The 23,655-nt window shown below is 64.6% G+C and carries 29 protein-coding genes; 14 read left to right on the top strand and 15 right to left on the bottom strand.

Annotated features, from left to right (window positions below; translation table 11 throughout):
• Positions 1-265: 265 nt before the first annotated feature.
• From NKH97_RS26635 to NKH97_RS26625, 3 genes are all read right to left on the bottom strand, one after another.
• Positions 266-1,282, bottom strand: a complete 1,017-nt coding sequence (locus NKH97_RS26635) for an ABC transporter permease (protein ID WP_352443288.1) — start codon at positions 1,280-1,282, stop codon at positions 266-268.
• Positions 1,279-2,844 (bottom strand): sugar ABC transporter ATP-binding protein, encoded by a 1,566-nt coding sequence (locus tag NKH97_RS26630; RefSeq protein WP_352799095.1) that lies wholly within the window; start codon positions 2,842-2,844, stop codon positions 1,279-1,281. The genes NKH97_RS26635 and NKH97_RS26630 overlap by 4 nt, the downstream gene beginning before the upstream one ends.
• 108 nt (positions 2,845-2,952) lie before the next feature.
• Positions 2,953-3,900: a substrate-binding domain-containing protein gene (locus NKH97_RS26625; RefSeq protein ID WP_013530574.1), complete on the bottom strand. Its 948-nt coding sequence runs from the start codon at positions 3,898-3,900 to the stop codon at positions 2,953-2,955.
• Between the two features lie 344 nt (positions 3,901-4,244).
• Between NKH97_RS26625 and NKH97_RS26620 the strand changes: the two genes are divergently transcribed.
• Positions 4,245-4,943, top strand: a complete 699-nt coding sequence (locus NKH97_RS26620; protein WP_352799094.1) for a RibD family protein — start codon at positions 4,245-4,247, stop codon at positions 4,941-4,943.
• Between the two features lie 90 nt (positions 4,944-5,033).
• Here NKH97_RS26620 and NKH97_RS26615 read toward each other — a convergent pair whose 3' ends face one another.
• Positions 5,034-5,924, bottom strand: coding sequence for an SDR family oxidoreductase (locus NKH97_RS26615; RefSeq protein WP_352799093.1), 891 nt, complete (start codon positions 5,922-5,924; stop codon positions 5,034-5,036).
• Positions 5,925-6,016: 92 nt separating this feature from the next.
• Here NKH97_RS26615 and NKH97_RS26610 point away from each other — a divergent pair, with 92 nt between their 5' ends.
• On the top strand, positions 6,017-6,850 hold the full coding sequence (locus NKH97_RS26610; protein ID WP_352799092.1) for a helix-turn-helix transcriptional regulator: 834 nt from the start codon (positions 6,017-6,019) through the stop codon (positions 6,848-6,850).
• Positions 6,851-6,891: 41 nt separating this feature from the next.
• Here the strand turns inward: NKH97_RS26610 and NKH97_RS26605 are convergent, their stop codons facing one another.
• Complete coding sequence (locus NKH97_RS26605; protein WP_352799091.1) at positions 6,892-7,344, bottom strand: SRPBCC family protein; 453 nt, start codon at positions 7,342-7,344, stop codon at positions 6,892-6,894.
• A gap of 161 nt (positions 7,345-7,505) precedes the next feature.
• Here NKH97_RS26605 and NKH97_RS26600 point away from each other — a divergent pair, with 161 nt between their 5' ends.
• Complete coding sequence (locus NKH97_RS26600) at positions 7,506-8,258, top strand: pseudouridine synthase (RefSeq protein WP_352799090.1); 753 nt, start codon at positions 7,506-7,508, stop codon at positions 8,256-8,258.
• Between the two features lie 127 nt (positions 8,259-8,385).
• A complete protein-coding gene (locus NKH97_RS26595) occupies positions 8,386-8,787 on the top strand; it encodes a VOC family protein (RefSeq protein ID WP_352799089.1) in 402 nt (133 codons plus the stop codon).
• A 30-nt stretch (positions 8,788-8,817) separates the two neighbouring features.
• On the opposite strand, the gene NKH97_RS26590 is transcribed toward NKH97_RS26595, so the two are convergent.
• Positions 8,818-9,399 carry a histidine phosphatase family protein gene (locus NKH97_RS26590; RefSeq protein WP_352799088.1) on the bottom strand — a complete coding sequence of 194 codons (582 nt, stop codon included), beginning with the start codon at positions 9,397-9,399 and terminating at the stop codon, positions 8,818-8,820.
• A 208-nt stretch (positions 9,400-9,607) separates the two neighbouring features.
• Here NKH97_RS26590 and NKH97_RS26585 point away from each other — a divergent pair, with 208 nt between their 5' ends.
• From NKH97_RS26585 to NKH97_RS26575, 3 genes are all read left to right on the top strand, one after another.
• Complete coding sequence (locus NKH97_RS26585) at positions 9,608-10,057, top strand: universal stress protein (RefSeq protein WP_352799087.1); 450 nt, start codon at positions 9,608-9,610, stop codon at positions 10,055-10,057.
• Positions 10,058-10,148: 91 nt separating this feature from the next.
• Positions 10,149-10,439 carry a type II toxin-antitoxin system TacA family antitoxin gene (locus tag NKH97_RS26580; RefSeq protein WP_352799086.1) on the top strand — a complete coding sequence of 97 codons (291 nt, stop codon included), beginning with the start codon at positions 10,149-10,151 and terminating at the stop codon, positions 10,437-10,439.
• Positions 10,436-10,930 (top strand): GNAT family N-acetyltransferase, encoded by a 495-nt coding sequence (locus tag NKH97_RS26575; RefSeq protein ID WP_352799085.1) that lies wholly within the window; start codon positions 10,436-10,438, stop codon positions 10,928-10,930. The genes NKH97_RS26580 and NKH97_RS26575 overlap by 4 nt, the downstream gene beginning before the upstream one ends.
• Before the next feature lie 43 nt (positions 10,931-10,973).
• Here NKH97_RS26575 and NKH97_RS26570 read toward each other — a convergent pair whose 3' ends face one another.
• Together NKH97_RS26570 and NKH97_RS26565 are read right to left on the bottom strand one after the other, a co-directional pair.
• Positions 10,974-11,723 carry a sulfite exporter TauE/SafE family protein gene (locus tag NKH97_RS26570; RefSeq protein ID WP_352799084.1) on the bottom strand — a complete coding sequence of 250 codons (750 nt, stop codon included), beginning with the start codon at positions 11,721-11,723 and terminating at the stop codon, positions 10,974-10,976.
• A gap of 21 nt (positions 11,724-11,744) precedes the next feature.
• Positions 11,745-11,951, bottom strand: a complete 207-nt coding sequence (locus tag NKH97_RS26565) for a hypothetical protein (RefSeq protein ID WP_023813266.1) — start codon at positions 11,949-11,951, stop codon at positions 11,745-11,747.
• Between the two features lie 138 nt (positions 11,952-12,089).
• Here NKH97_RS26565 and NKH97_RS26560 point away from each other — a divergent pair, with 138 nt between their 5' ends.
• The 7 genes from NKH97_RS26560 to NKH97_RS26530 all read left to right on the top strand — a co-directional run bounded on the left by NKH97_RS26560 (position 12,090) and on the right by NKH97_RS26530 (position 17,877).
• Positions 12,090-12,953, top strand: a complete 864-nt coding sequence (locus NKH97_RS26560) for a LysR substrate-binding domain-containing protein (RefSeq protein ID WP_352551420.1) — start codon at positions 12,090-12,092, stop codon at positions 12,951-12,953.
• A 132-nt stretch (positions 12,954-13,085) separates the two neighbouring features.
• Entirely contained in the window at positions 13,086-13,586 is a 501-nt protein-coding gene (locus NKH97_RS26555; RefSeq protein ID WP_023813263.1) for an Lrp/AsnC family transcriptional regulator, read from the top strand.
• Positions 13,583-14,746, top strand: a complete 1,164-nt coding sequence (locus tag NKH97_RS26550; protein ID WP_352610828.1) for a saccharopine dehydrogenase family protein — start codon at positions 13,583-13,585, stop codon at positions 14,744-14,746. Before NKH97_RS26555 ends, NKH97_RS26550 begins: the two co-directional genes overlap by 4 nt.
• 109 nt (positions 14,747-14,855) lie before the next feature.
• Positions 14,856-15,644 carry an ABC transporter substrate-binding protein gene (locus NKH97_RS26545; RefSeq protein WP_352799083.1) on the top strand — a complete coding sequence of 263 codons (789 nt, stop codon included), beginning with the start codon at positions 14,856-14,858 and terminating at the stop codon, positions 15,642-15,644.
• Positions 15,645-15,749: 105 nt separating this feature from the next.
• Positions 15,750-16,421: an amino acid ABC transporter permease gene (locus NKH97_RS26540; RefSeq protein WP_023813260.1), complete on the top strand. Its 672-nt coding sequence runs from the start codon at positions 15,750-15,752 to the stop codon at positions 16,419-16,421.
• Positions 16,418-17,092: an amino acid ABC transporter permease gene (locus NKH97_RS26535; protein ID WP_023813259.1), complete on the top strand. Its 675-nt coding sequence runs from the start codon at positions 16,418-16,420 to the stop codon at positions 17,090-17,092. Before NKH97_RS26540 ends, NKH97_RS26535 begins: the two co-directional genes overlap by 4 nt.
• Before the next feature lie 26 nt (positions 17,093-17,118).
• Complete coding sequence (locus tag NKH97_RS26530; RefSeq protein WP_023813258.1) at positions 17,119-17,877, top strand: amino acid ABC transporter ATP-binding protein; 759 nt, start codon at positions 17,119-17,121, stop codon at positions 17,875-17,877.
• A 9-nt stretch (positions 17,878-17,886) separates the two neighbouring features.
• Here NKH97_RS26530 and NKH97_RS26525 read toward each other — a convergent pair whose 3' ends face one another.
• From NKH97_RS26525 to NKH97_RS26495, 7 genes are all read right to left on the bottom strand, one after another.
• Positions 17,887-18,399 carry a hypothetical protein gene (locus NKH97_RS26525; RefSeq protein ID WP_352551425.1) on the bottom strand — a complete coding sequence of 171 codons (513 nt, stop codon included), beginning with the start codon at positions 18,397-18,399 and terminating at the stop codon, positions 17,887-17,889.
• A 204-nt stretch (positions 18,400-18,603) separates the two neighbouring features.
• A complete protein-coding gene (gene arsK / locus NKH97_RS26520) occupies positions 18,604-19,833 on the bottom strand; it encodes an arsenite efflux MFS transporter ArsK (RefSeq protein ID WP_128305597.1) in 1,230 nt (409 codons plus the stop codon).
• Positions 19,826-21,247: an NAD(P)-binding domain-containing protein gene (locus NKH97_RS26515; RefSeq protein ID WP_502897094.1), complete on the bottom strand. Its 1,422-nt coding sequence runs from the start codon at positions 21,245-21,247 to the stop codon at positions 19,826-19,828. The genes arsK and NKH97_RS26515 overlap by 8 nt, the downstream gene beginning before the upstream one ends.
• Before the next feature lie 50 nt (positions 21,248-21,297).
• A complete protein-coding gene (locus NKH97_RS26510; protein WP_127294920.1) occupies positions 21,298-21,618 on the bottom strand; it encodes an ArsR/SmtB family transcription factor in 321 nt (106 codons plus the stop codon).
• 63 nt (positions 21,619-21,681) lie between these two features.
• Positions 21,682-22,104: an arsenate reductase (glutaredoxin) gene (gene arsC, locus NKH97_RS26505; protein ID WP_023809326.1), complete on the bottom strand. Its 423-nt coding sequence runs from the start codon at positions 22,102-22,104 to the stop codon at positions 21,682-21,684.
• On the bottom strand, positions 22,101-23,210 hold the full coding sequence (gene arsB / locus NKH97_RS26500) for an ACR3 family arsenite efflux transporter (protein WP_502895837.1): 1,110 nt from the start codon (positions 23,208-23,210) through the stop codon (positions 22,101-22,103). Before arsB ends, arsC begins: the two co-directional genes overlap by 4 nt.
• 48 nt (positions 23,211-23,258) lie before the next feature.
• Complete coding sequence (locus NKH97_RS26495) at positions 23,259-23,591, bottom strand: ArsR/SmtB family transcription factor (RefSeq protein WP_352610831.1); 333 nt, start codon at positions 23,589-23,591, stop codon at positions 23,259-23,261.
• Positions 23,592-23,655: the final 64 nt, after the last annotated feature.

Genomic DNA, 23,655 nt, shown 5'->3' with positions numbered 1-23,655 from the left:
AAACTCCTGGTCATCCTCAATGCAAAAGCACGCGATGCGCGCAACGAGTTCGTAATTGCAACTTGACACCCCAGATAGTCGCTCTGTCCTACCGGACATCTCCCCCGCAAGGGGGGAGATTGGACGTCATGACTGCTTTCGCCAATTTTCAACGTTGAAGAGAAAGCGGCGAGGACGAAGCTGCCAATCTCCCCCCTTGCGGGGGAGATGTCCGGCAGGACAGAGGGGGGTGCCTGGGCGCCAACCGCTCCTCCCCCTTTGCTCCTCACCTTCTCACCCGCGATTTCAGCCACCGGTCGAACGCCACCGCCAGGATCAGGATGAGCCCGATGACGATGCTTTGCGTGTAGGACGAGACGTTGTTGAACTGCAGCCCGTTTTGCAGCACGCCGATGAGCGCGGCGCCCACCACCGTGCCGCCGACAGAGCCGATGCCGCCGAACAGCGAGGTGCCGCCGATGACGACGGCCGAGATGACCGTCAGCTCGTAGCCAATACCGGCGACTGCTTCGGAGGAGTTCAGCCGCGCCGACAGCACGAAGGCGGCAAGCCCGGCAAAAAAGCCGACGATGACATAGACCGAGATCAGGATGCGGTCGACGCGCAGGCCCGACAGCCTTGCCGCCTCGGCATTGCCGCCGACGGCATAGACGGCTCGGCCGTAGCGCGTGTAGCGCAGCACGATGTGGCACAGGATGGCGGCCGCGGCGAAGATCAGCGCCGGCACCGGCACGGGGCCGATCAGCCCGGTTCCGAACCAGCGCATCGAGGCGTCGAAGCCCGAGATCGGGCCGCCGTTTGAGATGGTCAGCGTCAGCCCGCGAAACACCGTCAGCCCGCCCAGCGTGACGACGAAGGGCGGCACTTTTAGCCGGGTGATGACAAGCCCTTGCACCCCGCCGGCAGCAGCGCCCACAACGACGGCGGCCAAGAGTGCTGCGAACCAGCCGAACCCTTGCGTGCCGCTCGTCGACAGCGACAGCGTGTTGGCGGAGCCGCCCTTGGCGACCACGGCGGCGACCATACCGCAGAAGGCGAGCAGCGAACCGACCGACAGGTCGATGCCGGCGGTGAGGATGACGAAGGTCATGCCGAGCGCAATCAGCCCGGTGATCGAGATCTGCCTTGTGATGTTGAACAAATTGATCGGGTCCATGAAGCTCGGCTTCAGCACCGTGAAGACGATGATCAGCGCCACCAAGAACAGCAGCGGCCCGAAGCTCATCAAAAGCCGCGCGAAGTTGATACCGCCGCGCTGATCCTGTTCCCCCGCCACGCTCATAGTATCTCCTTGCGGTCGAGTGCCATCAGTTCCATCAGTCTTTCCTCGTTTGCCTCGACGCCCGGCATCTGGCCGGTGATGCGTCCCCGGCGCATGGTGACGATGCGGTCCGACACCGCAAGCACCTCGGGCAGCTCGGACGAAATCATCATCACCGCAATGCCGCGCGCCGCAAGCTGCACCAGGATCTGGTGCACCTCTGTCTTGGCGCCGACATCGACGCCGCGAGTCGGCTCGTCGACGATCAGCACTTTCGGATCGCGCGCCAGCCAGCGCGCCAGGATCACCTTCTGCTGGTTGCCGCCCGACAGGCCTTCGATCGCCTGCTCGGCCGAAGCCATGCGGATCGACAGCATCTTGCGAAACCCGGACAGCGCATCGCGCTCGCGCCGCTCGGCCATGAAGCCGAAACCGTTGCTGAAGCTGCCCAGCGAAGCGATGGAGAAATTCGGCAGGATGCCCAGCGCGGCAAAGATCGCCTGGTGCTTGCGGTCCTCCGGTAGCAGGCCGATGCCGAGCGCAATGGCGTCCGCGGGTGATGCCGGGGCGATCGGCTTCCCGTCGAGCGTGATGGTGCCGGCCGCGATGCGGTCGGCGCCGAAGATGGCGCGCGCCAGTTCCGTGCGGCCGGACCCCACAAGCCCGGCAACGCCGAGGATTTCACCGGCCTTGAGGTCGATGTCGACGCCGTCGAGCACGATGGCGTGGGGCGCCTCGGGGTCGCGCACGGTGCGTAGGCCGCGCACCGACAGCACGACATCGCCGGCAACCGCGCGCTGCGCCGGCCGGGCGTAGAGCTCGGACGCCGCGCGGCCGACCATCTTCTCGATGATTTTGGGCAGCGCGATCGGTCCGCCCTCGCGGTTAAGATGCCCGGCCAGCCGCCCGTCGCGCAGCACCGTCATGCGATCGCATATGGCGGACGCTTCCTCCAGCCGGTGGGTGACGAACATGATGGCGACCTTGTCCTTGCGCAGCCGACCCATGATCGACAGCAGCCGCTGCACCTCGGTCTCGGTCAGCGCCGAGGTCGGCTCGTCCATGATGATCAGCCGGCTTTTCAGCGACAGGGCGCGGGCGATCTCGACCAGCTGCTGTTCGGCCACCGACAGCGCCGACACCGGCGTCATCGGATCGATGGAGAGGCCGACGCGGGCGATGATCGAGCGCGACTCTTGCTCCATGCGCCTCCAACTCACCAGCCCGAGCGGACCGAGCGGCGCGCGGCCGATAAAGATATTCTCCGCCACAGTCAGCGTCGGGATCAGGCTCAGTTCCTGGTAGATGGTGACGATGCCGAGCCGCTTGGCATCCTGCGGGCTGGATGGATGATAATCGGCACCGTCGAAAGTGATGCGGCCGCCCGACGGCGGCATGACGCCCGAGAGGATTTTCAAGAGCGTCGACTTGCCGGCGCCGTTTTCGCCCAGCAGGCCGAGGATTTCGCCGGGGCGGATGTCGAGCGAGACATCGCTCAGCGCGGTGACGCCGGCGAAATGCTTGGTGATGCCCTCGACGGCAAGCAGGATGGGCTCGGGCGATGCGGCTTCAGCTGGCGACAATGGTTGCTCCCGGATTGCAGTTCATCACGGCTCCATCAGCGCTTGAACGCCCCCCTCTGTCCGGCAGGACAGAGGGGGGCGCTGTCCCGCCAGCCTTGCCAAATCGCCCTACTTCGTCTCGCCAATCCTCTCCGCCTTGTCGAGATTGTCCTTGCCGATGACGATCGGCGTCAAAAGCACCAGCTTCTCCTTCGGCTCGGTCTTGTCCTTGGCAAAGGCCACCGCGATGCGCACCGCGGTGCGCGACTGCTCGCCGGGAAACTGCTCGACGGTGCCCGCAAGCTTGCCGTCGCGCACCGCGACCAGCGCTTCCGGCAGTGCATCGAAGCCGTAGATCTTGACGTCGGTGAAGTTGCGAGCGGCGCAGGCCTCCATGGCGCCCAGCGCCATGTCGTCATTGGCGCAGACGATGGCGTCGGGCTTGCCATTGGCGGCAAGGCCGGCCTCGGTCACCGACAGCGCCTCGGCGCGGGCGAAGTTGGCGGTCTGCTCGAAGACGATCTGATACTTGTCCTTCAAGGGATCGAGCACATTGTGCACGCCCTTGTTGCGGTCGATCGCCGGGCCGGCACCGGGCTGGCCCTGCAGATGGAACAGCTTGGCGCCGTTCGGGAACGCCGCCACCACGGCGTTGGCTTCCGCCTCGCCGCCCTTCACATTGTCGGCGCCGACATGCGCGAGGATGCCCTCGACGCCGTCGACGCGGCGGTCGATCGTCACTACGGGAACGCCGGCCTTGACCGCTTCCTCGATGGCCGGCGCCAGCGCATTGACGTCGAGCGGCGAGATGACGATGGCGTTGACCTTCTGCACCAGGGCGGCCTCGATGTCGGCGGTCTGCTTGGTGGCCGAGTTCTGGCCGTCGCTTTCGGTCAGATTGACGCCTTGCGTGGCGGCTTCCGCCTTGATCTCGTTCAGCATGTGCACGAAGAACGGAAAGCCGAGACTGGGCACCGAGCCAAGGATGGTGAGCTTGTCCTGCGCAAACACCGAGGGCGCGGCAACCATCATGGCGCCGAAAGCCGCGGACGACAGCAGGAATTCACGTCTGTTCATGGGATCCTCCTCCACAAGAACGCACGACCCGAAAACCGGATCGGTTTCAGGAAGGATCATGCGTCGGTTAAAAGTGTGGAGCATCCTCCCTGCGCCCGAAAACGCATGCCGCTCCAGCTGGCCGCCGCTGTAAAAAGAGCCTCCCACCGACGCCTGCGCAGGGATGCTACCCAGCGCCAACCGTTTGTGCAACATCGATATAACAGAGGTGCCGGGCAATTTATCGGAATTGTCGGATTTTTGGATTGCGGGCTGACATCTCACTGAGGCGTCTGGCTTCCATTCCCTCGACCCGGCACTACCTTGGATTGACCCGCGAAGCTTTTGTGATCTGGAGAACCCGTATGAAGCCGCAAATCATCTGCCATATGCTCGCATCACTCGACGGCAGCCTTCATCCAAGCCGCTACACGACAAGTCCGGACGGGACCCGGGCGGAGTGGTCGAGCCTCTACGAGCATATCCACAATGATCTCGCGGCTGACGCCTGGATCGTCGGCCGCGTCACCATGGCCGAGATGAGCAAGGCCGGCGCGCATCCGCCGGCCAATGCCGGCAAGGTCGACCGGCCCTATCATTTCGCGCAAAGGGATGCGGGCAGTTATGCCGTGGCGCTCGATGTCTCGGGCAAGCTTCATTTTTCCAAACCCGACATCGGCGGCGACCATGTCGTGGTGCTGCTTGGGCATGATGTCGCCGACAGCCACCTGGCCGAGCTCGCCGCCGACGGCGTATCCTATATCGTGTCGGAAGCGGCGGACATCAATCTCGCGGCGATGCTCGAGGTGCTCGGCAGCGAACTCGGCATCCGCCGGCTGCTGCTCGAGGGCGGTGCCGGCATCAACGGTTCCTTCCTTGCGGCCGGGCTCGTCGATGAGCTGAGCCTTCTCGTCGCGCCCGCGCTCGACGGGCGCGCCGGGAACCAGGCCTTCGTCGAGTTCGGCGACAGTGGCCTGCCGGGCAAGATGCAGTTGTCCCTGAAGAGCTGCGAAGCGCTGGCGCATGGACTTGTCCATCTGCGTTACGCAGTTACTCCTGGATGAGGGCTGACCGCCTCGTACAGAAGGGCCGGCAATCTGACTGAAGATTACCGGCCCCTGTATCGTCAGCTTCAGCGCCGATGCTTCAGTCGATCAAGCAGCGTATCGCATGGCGTCGAGATCGGCGATCAGCGTCGGGCCGGTCGGATGCCAGCCAAGCCGTAGCTGGGTCAGCGCGCTGGAGGCCGGCAGATCCATCGGCGCGAACATCGCCATCCAGCCGAAATGCTCCGCCGCTCTTTCAGGCGCGATGGAAACGACCGGCAATTTCAGGCCCCGGCCAAGCGCCTCGGCGATGGCCCGCACCTCGACGCCTTCCTCACCGACCGCGTGATAGCGCGCGCCCGGCTGCCGCTTTTCCACGGCCAGCCGGTAAAGCCGCGCGGCGTCGAGGAGATGGCCCGCGGAGAAGCGGTTGCGGCCTTCGCCGACATAGGCCGAGACGCCTTTTTCACGCGCGATTTCGATGAGCGGCGTGATAAGCCCCTGCTTGACCGGATTGTGGACCTGCGGCAGCCGCACCACCGACACATTGATGCCGGCGCCCAGCAAGGCATTGCCGGCCAGCTCCGAGGCGATGCGCGGATTGGGGTGGTCGGGATTGAAGACGTCCTCGATCGCCAGTTCGCCATGCCCGGGGCTGCCCATGCCGACCCCGGAGGTGATCACCAGCGGCCGGTCGGAGCCGGCCAGGGCGGCGCCGAGTGCGGCGATGACGCGCTTGTCCTTTTCGCAATTTTCGGCAAACCGCGAAAAATCGTGGTCGAACGCCGTGTGGATCACAGCCTCCGCCTTGGCCGCGCCGTCGCGCAGCCCCTCGGGATCTTCGAGGGTCCCCCGGTGCACCTCGGCACCAGCGGCAGCCAGCGCCTCGGCGCCGGCGTCGGAGCGGGTCACGCCGACCACCTGGTGGCCCGCCTGGATGAGTTCGGGAACCAGCGCCGAACCGATGAAACCGGTCGCGCCGGTGAGAAAGATACGCATGCAAAATCTCCTGCACTAGTTGCCTGCGTAATATTGCTGGTCTATATATCCTATTAAAGTAGTGACCTTATCATGGTATAATGACTAACAGGATGCCCTCCAATCCCGCCGGCTCGCTGGCAGCGTTCCTCAAAGACCGGCGCACGCGGCTCGATCCGGCTTCCTTCGGCTTTTCGGGCCGCCGACGCACGCCGGGACTGCGCCGGGAAGAGGTCGCCCAGCGCGCCAACATAAGCCCGACCTGGTACACATGGCTGGAGCAGGGCCGCGGCGGCGCACCCTCGGCCGATGTCCTCAATCGCATCGCCAAGGGGCTGCTGCTGACCGAGGCGGAACGCGAACATCTTTTCATGCTCGGGCTGGGGCGCCCGCCCGAGGTCCGCTACAGAGGCGACGAGGGCGTCAGCCCCCGGCTGCAGCGCCTCATCGACACGCTCGATGCCAGCCCCGCCATAGTCAGGACCGCCACCTGGGACGTCGTTGCCTGGAACCGCGCCGCGCGGGTCGTGCTGACCGACTACAGCGCCCTGCCCGAAGGCGAGCGCAACATCCTGCGTTTCATGTTCCTGCGCCCCGTCATCCGCGCCAAGCAGCACGATTGGAAAAACCTGGCCCGTTTTGTGGTCGCTTCGTTCCGTGCCGATGCGGCACGCGCCGGCGCTGTCTCCGAGGTGCGCGAGCTCGTCGACGAGCTCTGCAGCGCCAGCCCGGAATTCGACGCGCTGTGGCGGGAAAACGACGTGCTCAGCCACGGCGACGGGACAAAGCGCCTGAAACACCCGGAACTCGGCGATATCGAGCTGGAATATTCGGGCTTCGCGGTCGACGGCCGGCCGGATTTGAGCCTGACCGTCTACAACCCGGTCGACGGCGCCGCCGCCGACCGCATCCGCGCGCTGGCTCTCGCCCGACACCCCAAAGAGTAAGGGCCGGACGACCCGTCCGCGGGGATGACGCCCGCCCTCCTTCAAGCGCGCTCGCAGACCGCCTTCAGGATTTGCAAGGTCGGACCCCAGTAGAGATTGGCATGCGGACGGATCGCCGGTTCGGCGAAGTCGCTGAGCGTCAGCGTCAGCGTCGTTCCCCCACCCATCGGCGTCAGATCGAAGCTGACCACGGTGTGGTTTTCGGGCACGTCCGCCAGCCGCGAGGCCGACAGCGTGCTCCAGTAGCCATACGCGAAGCTCTTTTCAGGCTCAAAAGCGCGGATGGTGCCATGGTTCTCGAACGGCATTCCGTGCAGCAGTCCGCGCATCACGATCGCGCCGCCGGCATGCCCTTGCAGGCTGACAGTCAACTCCTCGTCGGACATCCATTGCGGGATCATTTCTGGCATCGTCAGTATCCGCCAGACCTTGGCCGGCTCGGCACTGATGACGACGGTCTTGGTGATCGGCGAGATGTCGAGAGACTCACTCATGCGAAGCAAGTTTATCGCGGATGCGGCGGCGACAATATCGCCGGTCCAAGAACCGCGGATGCCGCCACTGCCCCCTTGCTTTGCGCACGATTGCAGCAGCGCGTCTTGCGAAGCCATTGCAGCCCGTGGCATTTGTCGGCTCCACCAGCACAGACGGCAGCATGACACCACGGCAGACACGACAAAGCGGCAGGCAGGCGGCGCCCGGCGTCAGCCTGAACCGGGCGCTGTCGAAGCTCGGCCTGTGCTCTCGCACGCAGGCCGAGGTGCTGATCGCCGAAGGCCGCGTGCGTGTCGGCGGCAAGGTCGTGCGCGATGCAGCCCTGCGCGTCGACCTCGACCGCGACCGCATCGTTGTCGACGACAGGCCGGTGGTTGCCGAGTGCAAGGTCTATCTCGTCCTCAACAAGCCGCGCGGGCTGGTCACCACCCGCGACGACCCGCAACAGCGCGACACCGTCTATGCCTGCCTGGAAGGGCTCGACCTGCCCTTCGTCTCCCCGGTCGGTCGCCTCGACAAGGCGAGCGAAGGCCTGCTGTTGATGACCAACGACACCCGGTTTGCCAACCGGCTGATGGATCCGGCCTCGCATTTGCCCAAGACCTATCACGTGCAGATCGGCATCGTGCCGGACGCAGCGATGCTGGACAAATTCCGCGCCGGCGTGACCGTCGATGGCGAGACCCTGAGCGCCAGTTCGATCGAACTCTTGCGCAGCGGCGGCCGCACCGCCTGGCTGGAGATCGTCCTCGACGAAGGCCGTAACCGCCACATCCGTCGCCTGCTCGCCGCGCACGGCGTCGAGGTTCTGCGCCTCATCCGCATCGCTATCGGCCGCCTGCCGCTCGGCGACCTCGCCAAGGGTACGGCACGGCATTTGACGCCGGAGGAACTGGAGCTGCTGGCGGGGTGAGCCCCGCGTATCGTCGATGTCGGCGGCCTTGCATCCGCGCCACCTCCTGACAGGAAGCTGTCAGGAGGCCTGGCCTATAGGTGACTCATGGGCCGGGCCGCGGCTCCAGCAATCCAGGAGCAAAACAATGAATTTCGTCTCTGTCCGCATCATCACGTCGGATGTCCAGCGTCTCGTGCGCTTCTATGGCGAGATCACCGGCATGCCCGTGACTATGTACACAGAAGACTTCGCCGAACTCGCGACACCTGCCTGCACGTTGGCAATCGGCAGCACGCGCACCTTGATGCTGTTCGGCGGCGACATCGCCCGCCCCGCCGACAACCACACGGCCATCCTCGAATTCCGCGTCGGCGACGTCGATGCGGAATTCGCCAGGCTCTCGGACCTACTCAGGGATGTAACGGTGCAAAAGCCGACCACAATGCCCTGGGGTAATCGCTCGCTGCTGTTTCGCGACCCCGATGGCAATCTGGTGAATTTCTTCACGCCGGTAACCGCCGAGGCGATCAAGAAATTCGACAGATAGGGCGGAGCGGTACCGCCGGCCGAAGCCGCTCTACTTCTGGTTCCATTTCCGGATGACCGGCTCGGTCAGATCATGCTCGTAGCCGAGCACGCTGATGCTGGCCGTATCGAGCACGAACAGCGCGCCGCCCTCCGGCGGCAAGCCGATCCAACGGGCCGCCAGCACGCGCAAGAAATGCGCGCTGGAAAACACCAATATGCCGGCATTGGCCCCGCGCAGCCCGGCGATAATCCTGTCGGCCCGCGCGCCCACATCGGCCGCCATCTCGCCCTTTGGACAACCATCGCGAAACACATTCCAGCCGGGGCGCTCGGCCAGGATCTGTTTTGTCGTCAGCCCCTCATAGGCGCCATAGTCCCACTCCTGCAGATCGTCCTTCTTGACGCTCTGCGCGCCGAAGCCGGCCAGTACGCTGGTGTTGTAGGCGCGCTGCGACGGGCTCGACCATACGGCCGAAAAGGACAGGCCCTTGAGCCTATCCGCGACGCCCCGCGCGGCGGCCTCGCCAACCGGGGTCAACGGCATGTCGGTGCGGCCGGTATGCTGCCCCGAAAGGCTCCATGCCGTCTCACCATGCCGGACCAGGTGGATTTGGGGATACACGCTGCTCATGAGATGCCTTTCGATGTGGTCCGGCACCTTAAGCGACGATGCGGCAAAGGGGAATCCGCTTGGTACAAAACTGCGTGGTCGCCTGGCCTTGATCCGCGGCGGGCCGGCCCTGTGATCATCCTGGTGCCGCAACTATATCAAGGCCAGCCTCTACAAGGCTCCCGCCACCACAAGGGCACGGGCCCTTGCACAACAAGTCGAGATCATCATGTACAAACATCTGCTCATCGCCACGGACGGATCGGAACTGGCCGACAAGGGCGTTGCCCACGGCCTGACATTGGCCAAGGACCTCGGCGCCTCCGTCACCTTCGTTACCGTCTCGGAACCATTCCCGATCTTCGCCTGGGGCGGCGCCATGGCCGGCTATGCCGCCGGCGATGAGCTCGTCGCCTACAAGGAAGAGGCAGGCCGCTATGCCAAGGAAGTGCTCGCCAAATGCAAGGCGTCGGCGGACGCCGTTGGCGTGGCCGCGGAGGTGGTCCATGTCGAGGACAAGCGGCCCGCCGAAGCCATCCTGGAACTGTCGCAGGCCCTGCGCTGCGACCTGATCGTCATGGCCTCGCATGGCCGCCGCGGACTGGGCAAGCTGCTTCTCGGCAGCCAGACGGCGGAAGTGCTGTCCTACACGGAAATCCCGGTTCTGGTGGTGCGATAGCGTCTGCTGCGGATCGCATGCTCCTTCGAGCCGCACACCGTAATGACAATGTCGTTACGGTGTGCTAAATATGCACAGAGAAGGAGCTACCATGCCAACGTCACACCGTCGGTTGCCGAAGAGTGTCCCGCTCAACATCCGCGTCAAGCCGGAACTTCGCAATCTGATCGACCGCGCAGCCGAATTGCTCGGCAAGAATCGCACCGACTTCATGCTCGAAGCGTCGCAACGCGCCGCCGAGGAAGCATTGCTCAACCGCCTGGTGTTCACCGTAGAGCCGGACGTCTACGCCGCGTTTCTGGCACGCCTCGACGCGACGCCGCAACCAAACGATCGATTGCGCCGCACCATGACAACGAAGGCACCCTGGGACGCCGCGTGAGCCTGTCGGCTCCGGTACCGCTCGCCGATCATCACGAACTCGGCGAATTCTCATCGGGCATGTCCTCGCTCGACGATTGGCTGAAGAAACGTGCCCGCACCAACCAGGCGGGCGGTGCGTCGCGTACCTATGTGACCTGCGACGGCAACCGTGCGATTGGGTATTACGCCATTGCCAGCGCCGGCGTGAAGATGGTCGAAGCTCCTGGTCGCTTCCGGCGCAACATGCCCGATCCGATCCCCGTCGCAGTGCTAGGCAGGTTGGCCGTAGACCAAGCCTATCACGGTCGAGGCATCGGTCGTGCGCTGGTAAGGGATGCCGGTCTACGAATTCTCAAGGCCTCTGAAATCCTGGGGATCCGAGGCATGCTGGTCCATGCGATATCCGAGGACGCGTTGGCCTTTTATATGGCCGTCGGATTTGAGCCTTCGCCGATCGAGCCGTTGACGCTCATGGTCACGCTCGCCGATCTCCGCGCCAGTCTCGGCTGACGATTGCCGCGCGACAAAAACTCGTCGGCGACCGTGCATGCTCCTAGTGTATCGCCTCCAGCACGAGATAGCCCCCCAGCGCCAGCAATCCGACGAAGAATACCGTGCGGAAGGTCTCGACGCTCATCGTCCGGCGCAATGCCTGGCCGGCGAACATGCCGGCCAGCGCCGGCGCAAGGGCTGCGACCGATCCCGCCAGTTGCGCGCTCGGCGACGCCAGGGCACCGGTCCTGAACAGCCCGATGGCGAGCGCCGCCGTCGACACGGTGAAGGATAGGCCGAGCGCCTGGATCAGGTCTTCTTTCTCCAGCCGCGGCGATTGCAGATAGGGCACTGCCGGGATGACGAAGACGCCGGTGGCGCCGGTGACCAGCCCGGTCGCCACCCCGACCAGCGGTGACATCAAGGCTTCGTGGCGCACCGGCGTGGTGAAGCCGGCCTTGGCGAGGCCGAGGATCGCATAGAGCACAAGTGCGGCGCCCAGCCCGGCCGAAGCCGCGCCCGTATGCGTGCCGGTCAGCAGCCCGGCACCGGCAACGGTGCCGAGCATCACGCCGGCCATCATCGTCCATAGCCGCTTACACAGGCCGCCGAAGGACGGGCCGGTCAGCAATTGCCAGAGATTGGTGACCAACGACGGGATCAGCAGCAGCGCCGCGGCCTGCGCAGGCGGCATCGTCACCGCCAGCAGGCCCATCGCAACGGTCGGCAGCCCCATGCCGACGACGCCCTTGACGAAGCCGGCGGCGAGGAACACGGCGCCGATCCAGGCGAGGACGCCGGCGCTCAGCATGGTCGTATCTTCAAGGCGGGATCAGTCATGCAGCAGCATATCGGTTGCGTCGGCATCCAGGCTGGCGGCCTTTGCCGGCGCCGCATCGCGGCTGGTGGATACGACCGTCGCCGCGCATCCCCGCAGGCCTGATCCCGCTGGCGCCATGGCAAGGCCAGCCACGGCAATGGCCAGCACGATCGCCGTGCTTTCGAGAATGCCGAGCCGGCCTGACGTTCGTTTGTTCATCACAATTCTCCTTCGAAACTGTTTGACGAAGATCCCGGCCGATCACAATGTGGAAGTTGTGCTGCCAACCTTCGGCCAGGACGAAGGCTGGAGGGCCGATCGCCTTCCCGGGCGCTGAATATTCGCAGGAGCAAAAGAATGCGCTTCGATCTGGTCGATCTCCGCCTGTTCCTGCTGGTGGCCGAACGCGGCAGCATCACCCATGGCGCCGAGCTTGCCGGCCTGGCCCTGGCGTCGGCCAGCGCCCGCATCAAGGGCATGGAGGAGCGGCTCGGCGCGCCGCTCCTGGAGCGCCGCCGCCGTGGTGTGGTGCCAACGCCGGCGGGACAGGCGCTGCTGCATCATGCGCGCGCCGTGCAGAACCAGATCGAGGCCATGACCGGCGATCTGGCCGCCTATGCCACCGGCCTGCGCGCCCGCGTCCGGCTGCTGGCCAACACCGCCGCTACAGCCGAGTTGCTGCGCGACATCCTGCCGGCTTTCCTTGTCGCCCATCCCCAGATCGACATCGATCTCGACGAGCGCCCCAGCCATGAGATCGCGCAAGCCGTGGCCAATGGTGCGGCCGATCTCGGCATCGCCGCAACCTGGGCCGGCCTGTCGCATCTCGAACAGAAACCGTTCTTCACCGACCGGCTGGTGGTGATCGCCGCGCGGAACCGGCCCGGCCTTGAAGGCCGCACCGTCAACCTCACTGAGGTTCTCGGCGAATCTTTCGTCGGCCTCAGCACCGGCCATGCGCTGCAGGAGCACATCACGCGCCAGGCGGCCCGCCTTGGCGGCCATCTGCATGTCCGCATCCGCGTGCCTGGCCTCGACAATGTCTGCCGGCTGGTCGCGCAAGGCGCCGGCATCGCCATCGTGCCGGAAAGTGCGGCGGGTCGTTCCGTGCGCACACTGCGGCTGACCGACGACTGGGCGACGCGCCAGCTCAACCTCTGCGCCCGCCGCTTCGAAGAGCTGACGCCACAGGCAAAACTGTTGGCGGCAGCGCTGGTCTGAGCCCTGACAGCGACCACCTATCACCAGTAGCGCTGAATCATTGCCTTGCTTTTCCAATATCCGTGACGTAGCTTGTTTGCACATTGGCAAAAAAATCGCCAAAGTTTTTTCCTTTTGTGAAAGACGGGGACTTTGCGAGAACATCTCGATCTGACCGATCGGCGGCTGGTCAAACAGCTGTCGCAGGATGCACAGCCGGGCATCAACCGCATCGCGGAGATATTGGCGATTTCGGTGCCGACGGTGCGCACGCGGTTGCGCAACCTGCTCGACCGCAACCTGCTCAAGATCGTCGGCCTGCTGAATCTGACCGAGCGTCCCGAGCTGATCTCGGCCATTGTCGGCATCAATGCCCAAGGGCGCGGCCGGGCCCGCGAACTGGCGCAGCGCATTGCCGAACTGCCCTTCGTCAACTCGGCCTCGGTCGTCACCGGGCGCTTCGACATCATCGTCGACGTAACCGTGGCGGGTGACGTCGCCGACCTCTACCGCGTCACTAGCGAACTGATCCCGGGTGCCGGCGAGCCCGGCGAAGTCGTGCGCAGCGAAACCTTCGTCGTCATGGCGTCCTGCAACAAATGGGTCAGCCTGCCGGAAGGCTGCTGGTCGGACGACCGCAAGGAGCCGGCATGAAGATCGCGGTACTCGGCGGCCTCGGCCTGCAAGGCCGGGCGGCAATCGCCGACCTTGTTGCCAGCGACGGCGTCGAGGAAATCGTCTGCGTCGACACCGCAGCGGATGGCCCGGCCCGGCTTGCCGGCCTGACCGATCTTGCCCGTGTGCGCTTCGTCGTGCCTGAAGGCGCGATCGGCCCGGCGCTGGCCAATGTGCTTGATGATGTCGACGCCGTCATCGACCTGTTGCCGCAGCCATTGATGCGCGAGGCGGTGCAGGCCGCGATCGCCACGCGCACGCCGCTGGTCACCACCAACTACGCCAAGTCGATCGCCGATCTGGCGCCGGCCGCCGAACAAGCCGGCGTCTCGATCATGACCGAATGCGGGCTCGACCCCGGCATCGACCTCGTACTCTACGCGCGCGCCGCCAGGCAGTTCTCTTCGATCACCGCGATCGATTCCTATTGCGGCGGCATCCCCGAGCCGAAGGCGATGGCCAAGCCGCTGTGCTACAAGGTGAGCTGGAATTTCGACATGGTCCTGGTCAGCCAGAACCGCGACAGCGTCATGATCGAGGGCGGAAAGCGCGTCGCGGTGCCGGCCGGCCAGCAGCACGAAAACCCTTTCATCCATGAGATCGAGGTCGCGGGCCTGGGCAGGCTGGAAGCGTTCCCAAATGGCGATGCGCTGCATTATGTCGAGATGCTGGAGGCAGCCAAGGGTCTGCGCCGTTCCGGCCGCTACACGCTGCGCTGGCCGGGATGGTCGGCCTTCTGGGCGCCGCTAAAGGAGCTCGGTTTCCTCTCTGAGGACAAGGTGCCCGGCACCTCCAACAGCCCGCGCGAATTCCTCGGCCGGCTGCTCGGCCCGCAACTGCAATATGGTCCCGGCGAGAAGGACCTGTGCGTGATGCGCAATGTCTTTTCCGGCCTCGAAGGCGGCCGCGCCAAGACGGTGACGTCGGACCTGATCATCGAGCGGGACCTGGCTTCGGGCCTGTTCGGCATGAGCCTCGGCGTCGGCTATCCCGCCAGCATCGTGGCGCAGATGCTGGCGCGTGGCGAGATCACCAAACCCGGCCTGCTCAACCCGCTGCTGGACGTGCCCGACGAACCCTTCTTCGACGAGCTTGCCAGACGCGGCATCAAGGTCACCGAGACGGTGGCCTGGGACTGAGGATTTTCGAACGGTGGCTGCCGCCGGCAACGGCGCTGCCGCTCAAAAAGCACCCCAAAGGGTGAAAAACAACGAAGACATGGAACAATAAAACAAGGAGGACTACCAAATGAAGATTGCCAAGCTTTTCATCGCCGGACTTGCGCTCGCCGGCCTTACCACTGCTGCCTCAGCCGGAACACTGGACGACATCACCAAGCGCGGCGAACTGCGTGTCGCCGTGCAGACCCAGGGACCCCCTTTCTCGCTGGTTGGCGCCAATGGCGAACGCACCGGCAGTTCGGTTGAACTGGCCGAACTGATGGCCAAGGAAATGGGTGTGAAAATCACCTTCCTCGATTTCGACTGGGATGGTCTGATCCCGGCGCTGCTGTCAGGCAAGGCCGACCTTCTGGTCGCTGACATGACACCGACGCTGGCGCGCGGCATGAAGGTCGCCTTCACCACGCCTTACATGTACACCGGCAGCACCGTCTTCACCAAGGCCGACAGCAAGTTCAAGACCACCGAAGACTGCAAGGCCAAGGGCACCAAGGTCGCCGTGCTGCTCGGCGCCACCGGCGAGAAGGAAGCCAAGAAAGCCTTCCCCGACGCCGACATCAAGAGCTACAAGGGCGGCGGTCCGCTGCTGCTCGACGCCGTCAACAACGGCCAGGCCGATTGCGGCGTCAACGACGTCTCGGCGGTCAAGGGCCAGTCGACCGCCTATCCGGCCGGCAGCTTCACCATCATGCCGGACCTTCTGTCGAAGGAGCCGCTTGCCTTCGCCACCCGCTATGACGAGCCGGACCTGCTGGTCTGGATGAACCTGTTCCTCAACCAGGTCACCATCGACGGTCGCCTGCAGAAGAACCTCGACTACTGGGTCAATTCCGACGCCTGGAAGAAAGACCACTAAGCAGCGATAAAACCCAGGCGGTTTCGCGCGCGTCTCAAGCGCCGCGAACCGCCTGGAATTTCGCTTCATCCGTCGTTTCCTGCACTCTGGGGATTGCACCCAACGATGCTCGAAAATTTCAGTTTCCGCACCATCGTCGAATACCTGCCGCTGTTCGGACAGGGCCTGATCACGACCGTCTGGCTGTCGGCGCTGTCCTTTGTAGGGGCGCTCATCGTCGGCATCGTGCTGTGCGCCATGAATCTGCAGCGCGGCTGGCTGTTTCGTGTGCCGGCCAAGGCCTATATCGATGCGGTGCGCGCCACGCCCTTGCTGGCGCAGCTCTATTTTCTCTATTTCGGCCTGCCCCGGCTCGGCTTCGTCCTGCCGGAACTCGTCGTCGGCATCCTCGCGCTGTCGTTGAACAGCGGTGCCTATATCGCTGAAATCATTCGCGCCGGTATCTTGTCGATCCCGCGCGGCCAGGTCGAGGCCAGCGTCGCCTCGGGCATGACCTATGTCCAGCGCATGCGCCTTGTCGTCCTGCCGCAAGCCTTCAAGGTGACGATCCCGCCTCTGCTTGGCCAAGCCATCGTGCTGGTCAAGGATTCCGCCCTTCTGTCGCTGATCTCGGTTGCCGAACTGACGCGCGCCGGCCAGTTGCTCGCCTCCGACCGCTTCATGCCGGCCGAAGGTTTCCTCACCATCGCCGCCTTCTATCTGCTGCTCTATTACGGACTGAAGGGACTGGCTGGCGTCTCCAGCCGCTGGCTCGGCACGGCGGGGGCGCGGACATGATCTGGCAACAACTGCAAAGCCTCGCCGGCTCCTATCCGCTGGCCCTGCGCGGCCTCGGCATGACCGTGATGCTGTCGCTGATCAGCCTTGTGCTCGGCACCTTGCTCGGCTTCGGCCTCGGCATCCTGCGCACCGGCGGCAACCAGCTGATCTCGGGCTTGATCGGGGCCTGGGTCGACCTGATCCGCGGCACGCCGTTCCTCGTGCAGATCTTCCTGATCTTCTTCATCCTGCCGGAGTTCGGCATCGAGCTTGACGCCTTCACCGCCGGCATCATCGCGCTGACCAATCTGGCCGCCTGCTTCATCTGCGAGATCGTCGTCGCCGGCATCCGCTCGGTGCCGACCGGCCAGGTCGAGGCGGCGCTGGCGTCCGGCCTGTCGCGCTGGCAGCGCATGCGCCAGGTGGTGCTGCCGCAGGCGATGCGCATCGTGCTGCCGCCGCTGGTCGGGCAATATGTGCTGCTGATCAAGGATTCTTCGGTCGTCTCCGCCATCGGTCTCACCGACCTCACCCGCGTCGGCTGGCTGGTGGTGCAGCGTGTGCCCAACGGCCTCTTGGTCTTCTTCCTCGTCGGCGTCGGCTATTTCATCGTATGCTATCCGCTGATCATGCTGGCCCGTCGGCTGGAGCAGCGCATGGGCGCGGCACATGGCGAGGTGCAGTTGTGACTTCCAACCCCAAAGGTCCAGAAAACATGACCACAACGGGCCTTGCCAAGACCGGTATGATCGACTTTCGCGGCGTCAACAAATGGTTCGGCTCGCTCAACGTGCTCAAGGACATCACGCTCAGCGTCGAGCCGCGCGAAGTGGTCGTCGTCTGCGGCCCGAGCGGCTCGGGCAAAAGCACTCTGATCCGCTGCGTCAACGGCCTGGAGGCGATCAAGAACGGCGACCTCGTCGTCGACGGCCAACGCCTGGGCGACCCCGCCACCAACATGACGCAGCTGCGCACCGAGATCGGCTTCGTCTTCCAGTCGTTCAACCTCTACCCGCATAAGACGGCACTCGAGAACGTCACGCTAGCCCCCATCCATGTCCGCAAGATCCCGCGTGCCGAGGCTGAAAAAGCAGGCCGTGAATTGTTGGCCAAGGTTGGCCTCGCCGACAAGGTCAATGCCTATCCCGCACAGCTCTCCGGCGGCCAGCAGCAGCGCGTGGCGATCGCGCGTTGCCTCGGCATGCGGCCCAAGATCATGCTGTTCGACGAGCCGACCTCGGCGCTCGATCCCGAGATGATTTCCGAAGTGCTCGACGTCATGGTGGCGGTCGCCGAGGAAGGCATGACCATGATGGTGGTGACGCACGAGATGGGCTTTGCCCGCAAGGTCGCCCAGCGCGTGGTGTTCATGGACGCCGGCGCCATCGTCGAAAGCGGTACGCCGGACGAGTTCTTTTCACACCCCAAGACCGACCGCAGCCGCGCTTTCCTGAGCAAGATTCTCAGGCATTGATGTCACGCCTTATAAGACATGCTTCTTTTTCGGTGTATCGACGAACCTCCGTTTGGGCAATGCGGGGCTTCCGTCATTGACGACATAGCGCAAACGCGCTGCAAGCCGTGCTTCCGCTTCAGGCCAATCCTTGAGACTTACCGGAAGCCGCGCGATGAGCTTCAGTTCGCGATCGTAAAGATCCACATGGACGAAAGGAATGACGACGACAACGACAATGACTTGTCCAAAGCCTGCCAACTCGGAGAGTGGGATCGTTTTGTTTCTGAAGAGACGACGGTAGATGATGTTTTCGCCTTCGATGCTCCAACGTGCGTATTGGACAGCAATCCCGGCCACCATGAGACCGACAAGGAAAACACCGATGACCACTCCGGACCAAAGCTCGGCCGGGGTCTGCGCTTCGGGATGCGTGAAAATACCATAGATCATGGCTGCCAATGCGCCCGCGGCACCCAGACAGACCAACCATCCCAACGTTCGTTTTGCTGACCCGGTCTTGAATACAAAATCATTCTGCATAAGATTCCACCTGGTTCACTGTGACCGCGGGTAGCGGGAACCCCGCGACGCATTGGATGTTGAGCCGGTCTTCCCGGCGCTCCTTAAGAGCCAGGTTTCCGTCGGCAGTACACTGCGGTAGATGCAAAAGGGATTGCGGTCGATCCCCACTCTCAGCGTTCCGGACCCTTTTGCAGACCATCATGATCGGCGCCAGGTGCCAAGTCACGCGAGATGGGTCACGAACGCTGGCAGGCCGCCCCGCCGTCTGAGCAGCACGATGGCGAGGAAGGCGATCACGCCGCTCGCGGCGACGACCACCAGCACCCACAGCGAATTGGCGACGGATGTCCGCGCCATCATGAAGGCGAGCGCGAACGGCGCGAAGGCCGAGGTGAACTGACGGGCAGCGCTCGCCCATCCGAGCCGCGCACCATAGCCCTCGCGGCCGAAGAGTTCGAGCGGCAAGGTGCCGCCGACGATGCTGGTGAGGCCGGAACCAAGGCCGAACAGCAACACGAACAGGAAAGCGCCTGGCAGCCATGGCGTCGTCAGGAGCAGTGCGCACAGCCCTGCTGTGATCAGCGATGCGGCGATGACGGCGAGGTGCGTCTGCTGCAGCCGCCCGCCAAACAGCATGTTGATCAACCGGCTGGCGACCTGCGCCGGCCCGAACAGGGTCGAGACGAAGAGGCCTGCGGTTCCGAGCCCCAGCGCCGCCGTCAGCGGCACCATGTGGATGAGGATCGCCGACAGCACGAAGCCCTCGGTGGCGAACCCCGCCAGCATGAGCAGGAAGGCGGTCCGGCCGCGCCGCGCATCGAGCCGCGTGCCCGCTTCATCGGGGGCGGACCCGCGCTCTTGCGGCATGACTGCTGCATGGCGGCGCGACAGGCGCATCAGCCACGCGTGGATCGGCAGGCATAGGCCGAGATTGAGAGCGGCGAACAAAAGATAGACCTCGCGCCATGTCAGATGCGCATGCAGCGCCGAAGTCAGCGGCCAGAACAGGGTCGAGGCGAACCCGGCGATAAGCGTCAGATGGGTGATGCTGCGCTGCGGTCGGGGAACCCCGATCTGCACGATCGCAACGAAGGCGGCGCTGTAGAGAACGAAGCTGGAGGCCAGTTCCATCGCCAGCAAGGCCACAACGAAGCTCACGCGGTCGGGCGCGACGGCGCACAGCGCCAGCGCCACGGCTGCCGCCACCGAGCCGACGGTCATGATGCGGCCGGCGCCGAAGCGGTCGGCCCACCGCCCGGCAGTCGGCGCGAACAGGCTGCCGGCAAACAGCGAGGCCGACAGCGCGCCGAACACCCAGCCTTCCGTGAGCCCGAACTCCCCAGCCATTGCCGGCGCCAGGATCGAGAAGCTGTAGTAGAGCGTGCCGTAGCCAATGATCTGGGTCAGCCCAAGCGCCCAGATCGCCTTGCGCAGGACGGATCGTTCAGGCATCGGCGCCGACCGCCATATCCTCTCGCGTCTCGGTGGCCGGCGCGGTTGCGCAGCCGCAACCCGATGCGCCGGTTGCCTTGGCGTCCGCATCCCTGACGCAGCAGGCATCGACAGCGGCCGGCGCGGGCCCGCCACAGCAGCCGGCGCTTGCCGCTACCGTCGCGACACCGACGGCGCTGCACACGCCGGTCTCCGGCAGCACCAGCCGGACCTCGCGGGCCGCGGCATGGTCTCCGGCAATGTCGGCGACCACCGAGCGGACTTGCTCGTAGCCGGTCGCCATCAGGAAGGTCGGGGCACGGCCGTAGGATTTCGAGCCGACGATGGTGAAGCCCGGTTCGGGATGGGCGAGCTCTGCAATGCCATGCGCGGGAACCGTGCCGCATGAGTGGAAGTTTGGATCGATCAGCGGCGCCAGTGCCGGCGGCGCCTCGACGGCGGGATCAAGCGCGATGCGGATTTCGCTCAGGAACGACAGGTCTGGCCTGAAGCCGGTGGTGACGACGATGCGGTCGATGGCCAGGTTGAACGGCTTGCCACCCAGGCTGGCATCGACACCAAGCCCCTTGCCCTGCGTCTTGATGCCGTTGACGGCGAAGGGCGCCAGCATGTTCAGCCTGCCATCCGCCATCGCCTGCCTGGCCGCCAGCCCAAGCGCGCCGCGTTCCGGCAACTGGTCGTTCAGCCCGCCGCCGAGCAATCTCTCGATGCTGGCGTGGCGCAGCGCCCAGAAGATTTCGGTGCCAGGCGCCGCATCCTGCAGCTCCATCAGCGCCAGCGCGACGTTGATGGCCGAGTGCCCGCCGCCGATGACCAGGATGCGCTTGCCCGCATAGTCTTCTCTCGCCTTGCCGAGCACGTCGGGAATGCCATAGGCGATGCGTGCCGACGCCTCGCCTTCGCCGGAAACCGGCAGCCCGTCGACGCCGATCGGATTTGGCCGCCACCATGTTCCGGACGCGTCGATGACGGCGCGCGCGAGAACGCGGTGTTCGCCGCCGGCATCGCGATAGCGGATGACGAAGGGCGCGTCCTTGCGGCCATCATTGGCGACCTTGTCGTGTCCCTGACGGGTGATCGCTGTGACCTCGGCGCCGAGCTTCAAATTGGCGGCGATCGCGCGAAGCCGGCCAAGCGGCGCCAGATAATCGCGCACGATCTCGCCGCCGGTCGGCAGGCCCTGGCTGTCCGGCGCCGTCCAGCCGGAGCGGTCGAGCAGCGCCCGCGCCGCCGTATCGATGTTGTATTTCCATGGCGAAAACACCCGCACATGGCCCCAATCGAGCAGCGCCGCACCCACGCTTTCGCCGCGCTCCAGGACGAGCGGAGTGATGCCGCGCTCGACCAGATGCGCCGCGGCTGCCAGCCCGACCGGGCCGGCGCCGATCATCGCGACGGGAAGGTTTGCCATCATGTCCATAGGTTCGATCCTTCCGGTATGTTCGAATTATAAGTGCAAAAAAATCAAGCCAGCGCTTTGCCGACGGCGGGCGCGCAGACGGCGTCAGCGCAGCACTCGTCGGCGAGATAGCCGATCAGCGCATTCATGCCGGGATAGTTGGCGCGGCAGATCAGCGTCGTCGCTTGCCGCTCCTGCGTGACAAGCCCGGTGTCGACCAGGCGTTTGAGGTGATGCGACAGCGTCGATGACGGAATGTCGAGCTTGCCCTGGACGCTGCCGACGGCAAGCCCGTCGTCACCGGCGCGCACCAGGATGCGATAGAGCTGAAGTCGCGTCGGATTGCCGAGTGCTTCAAGCTGGGCAGCTGCTTTTTCGAGTTTCATGGAAATAAACTACGCGGCACTTTTCGCGCCGTCAACTTAATTTCGAAAAATATGGAAATAACATCAGCCGGCGCGTTTGCCCGAGGCGCCTGTGATCACCTCGCCATCCTCCTTGGTGAACGCACCGATCTCCGGGTTGGGCAGGATGTCCAGCACCTTTTCCGACGGCCGTGCAAGGACGACGCCGAGCGGGCTGTCCACGATCGGCCGGTTGATAAGGATCGGATGTGCCAGCATGAAATCGACGATCTGCTCGTCGGACCATTTCGGGTCGGCAAGGCTGAGTTCGGCATAGGGGGTGCCCTTCTCGCGCAGCAGGTCTCGCGGTGTGATGCCCATCGCGGCGATCAGTTCGACTAGCCTTTGTCGCGACGGCGGCGTCTTCAGATATTCGATCACCTCCGGCTCCTCGCCCGACTGCCGGATGATGGCCAGCGTGTTGCGCGACGTGCCGCAATCGGGGTTGTGGTAGATGGTGATGGTCATTTCGAGGCCTTCCCAGTCGACATGGTATTCCGGACGGCGCCACCCTTCTCGTACCAGCCCTTGCTGCGGTTCACGATCCACACCACCGACAGCATGACCGGAACCTCGATGAGCACCCCGACCACGGTGGCAAGGGCCGCGCCCGAATTCAGCCCGAACAGCGCGATCGCGGCGGCCACCGCCAGCTCGAAGAAGTTCGACGCGCCGATCAGCGCCGATGGTCCAGCCACGCAGTGCCGCTCGCCGCTGAGGCGGTTGAGCAGATAGGCAAGACCGGAGTTGAAATAGACCTGGATCAGGATCGGCACTGCCAGCAGCACGATCACCAGCGGCTGCGCAATGATCTGCTCGCCCTGGAAGCCGAACAGCAGTATCAGCGTCGCCAGCAAGGCAGTCAGCGACAAGGGCTGCAGCGTGGCAAGCAGGGCATCGAGCCCGACCTGTCCCCTCGCTGCCAGCAGCCGGCCCCGAACCAGCTGCGCGACGATCACCGGCGCGACGATGTAGAGTGCGACCGACAGCATCAGCGTGCCCCATGGCACGGTGATCGTCGACAGGCCGAGCAGCAGGCCGACGATGGGCGCGAAAGCGACGATCATGATCGAGTCGTTGAGCGCCACTTGCGAAAGTGTGAAATTCGGCTCGCCGCGCGTCAGGTTCGACCAGACGAAAACCATCGCCGTGCAGGGCGCCGCAGCAAGGATGATCAGCCCGGCAATGTAGGAATCGATCTGCACGGCGGGCAGCCACGGCCGGAACAGCCAGCCGATAAAGAGCCAGCCCAGCAGCGCCATCGAAAACGGCTTCACCGCCCAGTTGATGAACAGCGTCACGCCGATGCCGCGCCAATAGGTGCTGACCCTGGCCAGCGAGGCGAAATCGACGCGCAAGAGCATCGGCACGATCATCAGCCAGATCAGCACGGCGACAGGAATGTTGACCCTGGCGATCTCGGCCGACGCGATGGCGCCGAACACGCTTGGCAGCAGATGGCCAAGTGCGATGCCCGCGACGATGCACAATGCCACCCACACCGTCAGATACTTCTCTACGAAGCCGATGCCGGGCCGCGTCGCCTCGCCCGCGTTCAGAGCGTGATCGGTCATGATGGCTTTCCTTGTTCGAACGGCGCGCGGCGGACAGTCACAAGCCCCTCAGCAGTCACAGGTCACGGCATTGATGACGGGACGGCAGAGCTCCGGCGCGCCATTGCAGCAATCTTCCATCAGATAGGCCAGCAGGTCGCGCAAGCCGGTCATGTCGGCGACATAGCGCACGGTCCTTCCGTCGCGTTCGGGACGGATCAGCCCGGCATGGGCGAGCACCTTCAGATGCGCCGACATGGTGTTCTGGACCGTGTCCAGCCTCGTTGCGATCTCGCCCGCCGGAATGCCTTCCGGACCGGCACGCACGAGCAGCCGGAAGACATCCAGCCGCGTCTCCTGGCCAAGTGCGGCCAGCGCGTTCAAAGTACCCTTCTTATCCATATATCCGAATCCTTGGATTTATGGATTCGTGATACCGACTCCCCCACGATCTGTAAAGGGTCCG

The sequence above is a fragment of the Mesorhizobium sp. M0870 genome, assembly GCF_040319775.1.
Lineage (GTDB): Bacteria > Pseudomonadota > Alphaproteobacteria > Rhizobiales > Rhizobiaceae > Mesorhizobium.
Note: the sequence above shows the minus strand (reverse complement) of the source record. Positions and strands in the feature narration are given on the sequence as shown.